At 31.6% G+C, this 7,077-nt stretch carries 7 protein-coding genes; all 7 read right to left on the reverse strand.

The features are described 5' to 3' along the window. Positions 1–89: 89 nt before the first annotated feature. Positions 90–1,172 (reverse strand): sugar ABC transporter ATP-binding protein, encoded by a 1,083-nt coding sequence (locus DFR80_RS14755; protein ID WP_114490447.1) that lies wholly within the window; start codon positions 1,170–1,172, stop codon positions 90–92. A 67-nt stretch (positions 1,173–1,239) separates the two neighbouring features. Continuing rightward, positions 1,240–2,352 carry an ABC transporter substrate-binding protein gene (locus DFR80_RS14760; protein ID WP_114490448.1) on the reverse strand — a complete coding sequence of 371 codons (1,113 nt, stop codon included), beginning with the start codon at positions 2,350–2,352 and terminating at the stop codon, positions 1,240–1,242. 16 nt (positions 2,353–2,368) lie between these two features. Beyond that, positions 2,369–3,103: a creatininase family protein gene (locus DFR80_RS14765; RefSeq protein ID WP_114490449.1), complete on the reverse strand. Its 735-nt coding sequence runs from the start codon at positions 3,101–3,103 to the stop codon at positions 2,369–2,371. Continuing rightward, positions 3,096–4,628, reverse strand: a complete 1,533-nt coding sequence (xylB, locus tag DFR80_RS14770; protein ID WP_114490450.1) for a xylulokinase — start codon at positions 4,626–4,628, stop codon at positions 3,096–3,098. Before xylB ends, DFR80_RS14765 begins: the two co-directional genes overlap by 8 nt. Next, positions 4,621–5,397: a GntR family transcriptional regulator gene (locus DFR80_RS14775; RefSeq protein ID WP_114490451.1), complete on the reverse strand. Its 777-nt coding sequence runs from the start codon at positions 5,395–5,397 to the stop codon at positions 4,621–4,623. Before DFR80_RS14775 ends, xylB begins: the two co-directional genes overlap by 8 nt. Before the next feature lie 300 nt (positions 5,398–5,697). Next, the gene (locus DFR80_RS14780; protein WP_114490452.1) at positions 5,698–6,177 is read right to left on the reverse strand and encodes a hypothetical protein; all 480 of its coding nucleotides are present in this window, start codon (positions 6,175–6,177) and stop codon (positions 5,698–5,700) included. After that, a complete protein-coding gene (locus DFR80_RS14785; RefSeq protein WP_158537740.1) occupies positions 6,131–6,589 on the reverse strand; it encodes a hypothetical protein in 459 nt (152 codons plus the stop codon). Before DFR80_RS14785 ends, DFR80_RS14780 begins: the two co-directional genes overlap by 47 nt. Positions 6,590–7,077 lie beyond the last annotated feature (488 nt).

Genomic DNA, 7,077 nt, shown 5'->3' on the forward strand with positions numbered 1-7,077 from the left:
AATGGATAAGGTTGTGACTGAATATTCTGTAGATAGTATACTTTATCTATAACTTAAATTTGACAATGCTTAAATATTTTTATGCAATGCTAGTGAACATAAGTTAAATAAATATTTTTGAGTAATGAAAAATCAAGAAAAAGACCCTTACCCTCTCTATCTTCTGCAATATATGCAATCCCTTTATTAATAGCATGTTTAGGAGATTTTATTTTATATTCTTGATTATTTAATCTTAAATCACCTGAATCAGGAGAATAAATACCAAAAATGGTTTCTAAAAGTTCAGTTCTTCCTGAACCCATCAAACCTGCTACTCCAAGTATTTCTCCTTTTTTAACATCAAAACTAATATCTTTTAATATTTTCTCGCCATTAAGATTCTTTACTTCAAATAGTTTTTCTTCTAAAGAATATTTTTCTTTAAAAAAACGTTTTTCTACCTCAGTTCCAGCCATCATTTTAACTAATTCATCATGATTTGTTTCTTCTGTTACTTTACTTCCTACATAACCACCATTTCTTAAAACTGTTACTTTATCAGTTATTTCAAATATTTCTTCCATCCTATGAGAAATATATATAATAGATTTATTTTCTTTCTTTAGTTTTTCAATTAAATTAAATAGAACTTCAATTTCCTCACTAGTAAGGGAAGAAGTAGGCTCATCCATAACTATAATATCCGCTTCAAACATTAAAGCTCTGGCAATTTCAATCATCTGTTTAATTGCAAGTGGTAAATTTTCTACTTTTTCTTCTGGATCAATATTTAAGTTTAAATTAGATAAAGCTTTTTCACTTAATTTATTCATCTCGTTTTTATCAATTAAAGCAAATTTTTTTTTGACTTCTCTACCCAAAAATAAATTTTCTCTAACTGAAAGTTCATCAATTAAATTTAATTCTTGATGAATATATGCAATACCTAACTTCTGAGCTTCAGTAGGATTTTTAATTTTAACTTTTTCACCTTTGATTTTAACATATCCTTTATCTGCAGGTAAAACCCCATTTAAGATATTCATTAAAGTTGTTTTGCCAGCACCATTTTCACCTAAAAGACCAATGACCTCTCCTTCTTTTAAGAAAAAATTAACCTGATCAAGAGCTTTGACCCCTGGAAAAAATTTGCTTATATCCTTCATTTCTAATAAATAATTATAATTCAATTTCTTCACTCCCCAAAGATAAGAACTTTTTAGAGAGGGAATAATCCCTCTCTATTGACTATTTATATTACTTACTCCATAACTCTTCTATTTTTTCTCTACTTAAAGTAGTTCCTACCCAATAACCGTCTTCAAGATTTTCATCTGCATATTTTTCTGCGTCTTGAAGTGTAAATATATATGGAGCAGTAACATTAAGCTGCTCAGGTATGGGCTCACCATTCAATGCTTTGAGAGCAAGTTTAAGTCCAATTGCTGAATGACTCGTTGGGTTATTAAATGCTATACTACTAAACCCATTTTGACTTGCTTCAATCCAGTCAAGCAAAAATCCATTGTTTGCTTCACCAACCATAGGTATCATTTCTCTGCCTGCATCACTATATGCTTCCATTGCTCCCTGAGTCATTGCTCCTCCACCAGACCATACTGCATCAATTTGAGGATAAGCTGATAAAATATTTGCCATTGCAGATTTTGCCTGAGCAAAACCCCAATCTGCAAATTCTCTTGTAATAACTTCTATATCTTCATTTTCTTTAAATACTTCTTCTGCTCCAGCCCATCTTTGTTCTGTTACTGGATTACCAGCTATTCCAGAAAGCGCAACAATATTACCTTTATAGCCGAGTTCTTCTACAAGCCATTGTGCTGTCACTCTACCATATTCTTTATCGTCTCTTCCAACCCAGGCTGTAACCTGTTCTAAAGGAATCTGACTACTAATTGCAATTACTGGGATTCCATTATCTTGTGCCATAGTAAGTACACCCTGCATTGCCTGTGGAGATACAGGATCAATAACAATTGCATCTACACCTTTTGCCACAAGGTCTTCAACTGCAGAAATTTGTTTAGCAACTTCTAATTGGGCATCAAGATGTACAATGCTTTCTACCATTTCTTGTTTTTCTGCTTCAACCATTATCTCTTCCTTCATCTGAGTAGACCAGGAATTTGACATAAAAATTGTTACATAACCGATAGTATATGGACCATCTTTTTTGAATTTTGCTGTATCAACCATTTCTTCTGATGCATCAATTACATACTTCCAACCTTTAACTTCAACTTGAGAACTTATTTCCGCAGATGTCATTGCAAAAACAGGAGCAGAAAAAATAACTACTAAAATAAAGACTGCAACGAATAATTTAACCAAAATATTTTTTTCTAACATAAATGAACCCCCTTATTTATTTCCCCTCTAAAATATCAAACATGTAATTAACTAATTCTTCCATCATCACCTCCCCTTTTTCTTTTGTTGCTTTAGTTGCATCTCCAAAAACACCACTATTGCTCAAAGCACCCATTGGTAATGAAGAATTATGATATTTTACTGCCTCACGATCATTAGGATATTCCTTAACCGCTTTATCCATATCACATAATTCAGGGTAAACAGTAAGAAGCCAGGATGTTTCCAATTCACAGGCATGAACCATTCCATGCCACTTTTCAGATTCTGAATGCTTACTTGCTTCCTTAAGACCAGGATAAGTAAAATAGTAAATTTCCATATTTATTTCGTCAGAAAGTTCCCTAACAGCATATTTAAGTGCAGAATCATTAGCCCCATGACCATTAATAATTATCATCTTTTCCATACCGTTTCTTGCCATACTGTGAGCAATATCTTTTACTATACCTTTTACATGTTCTACAGAAATAACTACTGAACCAGGAATATCTCTCCAGACCCAGGAATATCCAAAAGGCATAGCTGGAAGTATTAAAGATTTAATTTTTTTTGCTAATCGTACCGACATTTCATGAGCAAGATAGGTATCTGTTCCATAAGGCATATGAGGTCCATGCTGCTCTGTTGCTCCAATTGGTAAGATAACTGTATTATATTTTTCAAAAGCTGCTTCAACTTCTGGACGTTTCATATACTCAATTTGATTATTCATTTTATTTTCAGTCATTTAAATTCCTCCTAATATTTTGTAATTCACTATTAAATTCTTTAAGATTATTTTTGGCAAGCTTATATAATCCATAATATTTCTCATATTTTTTAGAATTAAGTTCATCATAATTTTTTATTTCTTTAATTTTGCAAAAATTATCAACAGCATCTGTAAATGTATCCCAATAGCCTGCTCCTACACCTGCCAAAATTACTGCTCCGAGAGCAGATGAATTTAATTCTTTAAAACTCAAAACTTCTTTTTCTAAAACATCTGCCATAATTTGGGGCCACAAGCTATTCTGACTCCCTCCTTCACCAATCATAACTTCTTTAATATTCAAATTATTTATTTCGTCAAATATTTCAAAAGATTCTTTAAAATTATAACAAACGCCTTCTAAAACTGAACGTGCCATTTCCAATCGATCACTGCTAGACTCAATACCTAAAAAAGCAGCTTTCGCTTTAGAATCCTTGCCAGGAGTAGCTTCACCATTTAAAAAGGGAAGAAAAATTATACCATTACTTCCAACTTCAATTTTAGAGAGTCTATTCAATAATATGTCAAAAATACTATTATCTGAATTGGCTGAATTTTTCTCTTCTAAAGAAGCAAAATTGTTGATAAACCAGGAAAGACAATAACCACCCGTCATTACCAACCCATGCCAAAAATACTTATTAGGGACAGCATGACACATTACCCAAAGCCTATCATCCATCTCCTTTGGGAGTTCTTCAATAAAGGCGGCTGTATGACCTGCAGTTCCAATAGTAGCACAGGCAGTATTCGGCTTTACAACACCTGTTCCAAGTGCGAGAGCAGCCATATCTCCTGCTCCTACGATGACTGGAGTACCAATCTTAAAACCTGTTTCTTCAGCTGCTTTCTCAGTTACTTTTCCAGCTAAATCTGGTGACTCCAAAAGTTCTGGCAGCTTGTTTAAATCAACTATTTCTTCTAAAATCTCATAACACCAATCTCTCTTATTTAAATTAAGGAGTTGAGCTGCACCAGCATCTGACATATCTGTAACAAAATTATTTGTTAATTTATAGCTTATATAATCCTTTACCGCCAAAAATTTATATGTATTTTTAAAGTTTTCTTCTTCATTATTTCTTAACCATAATAGCTTTGTTAAACTATAGATGGTACCTGGCTTGCTATAAGTATATTTTTTTATTTTGTCAAGATAGTTATTATTTAAATACTCAACTTCTTTTTCTGCTCTTTGATCCAACCAGATGATAGCATTTCTAACTATTTCACCATTTTCTTTAATTGAAACAATCCCATTTAACTGTCCCGACATTCCAATACTTTTTACATCCTTTAAATTACAATCTAAGTTACTTAAAATTTTTTTTACAGCTTGCCACCAAATTTCAGGATTTTGTTCAGCATAATTATCTTTTATTTTATCTATCTTATAAGAACTACTTCCTGAACTAACTATACTACCCTGTCTATCTGCAACTAAAATTTTTACAGCTGAAGTCCCAACATCAATTCCCATAAAAAGCTCTTTATTCATTTTTATCTTCCTCCAAATTATTAGTTCTGAGCTCTTTCTGACTATTAAATTCAGGGTGATTGATATCTATGTGTATTTCATAAACATCACCTCTTATATAACTTACAGCATATTCAATTGGTCTTTCTTTTCCGTTATAAGAGATTCTTTCAGAAAATATTAAAGCACTTCCTTCTTTAATATTTAATAATGATGCATTTACTGTATTTGCACTAACGGCAGTATAAACTTCATGTGCCCATAAAGGTCTATTTCCATATTTTTTTTCTAAAGTCTGGTATAAAGAGCCCAGGACTTCCTCTCGTGTAATCTCAGGTACAAGTTCTACTGGTAAATAAGATGTGGATAATAGTAGTGGATCTTCATCTGCTGTTCTAATTCTTTTAATCTTCCAAACAAGACCATTAGTGCCGAGATTTAAAATGCTTTTTATTTTAACACTTGGAACTATTTTTTCTAACTCAATTAATAAAGCTCCCGGTTTAAAACCTCTATTTTTAATATCTTCACTATAACTTGGTAATTTTTCAAAACTTCTTTTAATTTTTCTATTAGAAACATAAGTTCCTTTTTTAGGAATTCTATATAATCTGCCTTCATTTGATAATTCATTTATAGCTTTATTGACTGTACCTCTGCTAACCTTATATTTTTCAGCTAAGTTTGGTTCAGATTCAATCTTAGAATGTGGCTCCAAATTTTTGATTTCTTCCATTATTTCCTCTTTTATTTGTTCAAAAAGAGGTTTGTCTGAATTTCTGTTCAGCATAATAATTCCCTCCCAACACTTCTTGTATATACAAAAATAAATCTTTGTATAGACATGATATTATATTTATTCTCTATTGTTTTTAGTTTTCCTGCATAATTTTAAAAATATTTTTTATTTTTTTATATTTAGATATAGATTTTAACATTTAACTTTATCAAAAAATAAGATATTAGTTAAACAAAACTCCTACTAACTGAATTTTTATCCAGCAGTAGGAGAATCAACATTAATTTAATATTCGATTTCTTTTAATAAAATACTAGTAACAGATAATTAGTTAAAAATTATACTAATATTCTAAAGCAAAAGTATCAGCTTCGCCTTTAAAAAATCATCACCAATACTTCTCTGCAGATAGGCTGTTATTTTCTTATTTTTATTTAAAGATTTAGCAGCTCTAAGGGTATAAATATCAAGGTCTTTTTCCGGACTAATCTTTACTCCTTTTTTTAAAGCTGTATAACTCATTTTAGCTTCCCATCCATTTGCATAATCTCCCTTCAGCTCAAGCACCAATGACTTTGAATCAGGACCTCCCCAGTGGCCGAGCCAGCTTTCTCCATACTTATAAACAAGATCCTGATCATAGGGAAAGGTGTAAGTTGTATGATCAAACTCAGTGTATTGTGCTTTGAAGCTGTAAAAGAGCTTTTCTACTTCAAAGGGCAGATAAACCCCTGTTAAAAATGCTGTTTTTGGACCTGCTTCAGCTGTACCATAATCTTCCTTTCTATCTTCTCCTACAGTTGAATCCCAGATATAGTGATAAGCCTCCATAGTTTCCTTTTCTGCCTGCAGTTAATTCAAGTCTTGTTTCTGCAAAAAAGTGTTCATTAGGCCCTGTCCAGATTGCTGACTTTAAATTAAGACCAGAGTCATTATCCTCTGAGTTATTTAAAAAGCGACCGTTAAGCTGATTGCTGTAATAAAACTTATCAGCTAAAGAACTACCGGCTTTTAATTCCTGAGCAAGGTAATTATATATTCTATTTTGAACTGAAGTTAATTCATTCTTTTTTCCCAGTTCTATAAGTACCTGCTCAACTTCAGCATAGCTTAATGGAAATGAACCAGTAAATACTGGAGATATTTCTCCTTTTGCTTCTAAATAGCTCAAATAATCATATATTTTTGAGTCAAGTGCTATATTTCTAAGTGAAGGAGATTCAGCCCCAACTCTTATTGGCAAAATAAGAAAAATTAAAATAAACAATATTAATAGATATTTATTAATCTGCATATAATCAGTCCCTGTAAATTTTTTAATCAGCTTTGATTTAAAATAATTCAGCTTTTCAATCAAGTTATTCTCTTCCAAAAAATAGTTTATAGATTAAATCTTATTAATTTTTTTGCCCAGACAGATCAGCTGAGATTTAATCCTTTGAGCAAGGACTTTTATTAATTCACTAACCGATTCCTCCAAACTCCCAGTACTGTCTGATTTCAGTGAGGTCATTTTTAGTTAAAGTTGACAAAAAATCTTTTGAATTCTGTTCTACCATAACTCAGCCTCCTCTTAAGCTAATTTCTTTTCCAGATTTTTATAATATACTGGATCTTTTCTCAGTTTTCCAGTATTGAACAAAATGGCCTGACGGCCACCCTACTATAGAAGTTAATTAATATTTCTTTAGTAGGGTTTTATCTTTCAAATGTATATTTAAACTTCATTTC

It is taken from the genome of Halanaerobium sp. ST460_2HS_T2 (assembly GCF_003337665.1).
GTDB lineage: Bacteria > Bacillota > Halanaerobiia > Halanaerobiales > Halanaerobiaceae > Halanaerobium > Halanaerobium kushneri.